The organism is Neokomagataea anthophila (genome assembly GCF_018122595.1).
GTDB lineage: Bacteria > Pseudomonadota > Alphaproteobacteria > Acetobacterales > Acetobacteraceae > Gluconobacter > Gluconobacter anthophilus.
Genome location: NZ_JAGRQH010000220.1, coordinates 1 through 221, shown reverse-complemented (window position 1 = coordinate 221; position 221 = coordinate 1). Strand labels below are relative to the sequence as shown.

The following is a 221-nucleotide window of genomic DNA, read 5'->3' as shown; positions in this document are numbered from 1 at the left end:
TGGGCATCTTAGATTTTGAACGTAGGGTGGACGATGCTGAATCGTTTGCGCAACTGCGTGCGGTCGGTATCAATCATGTGTGCATAGGAGATGGTGTGGATGTCCGGGTCTCTTAAAATATGAACGGTGAGTGCGGTTTCTGTGGTGCTCATTGGCCAAACAAGCAGGTGGTGAATGTCCTGCACGACGGGAAGTGCGCGCAGCGCTGCTTCGACTTTGGC

1 protein-coding gene is annotated in these 221 nt (G+C 52.9%); it reads right to left on the bottom strand.

From position 1 onward, the window contains the following. Window positions 1–8: 8 nt before the first annotated feature. The coding region (locus tag KB213_RS12520; protein ID WP_456306883.1) for a cation transporter dimerization domain-containing protein at window positions 9–221 on the bottom strand (213 nt) is incomplete at its 5' end.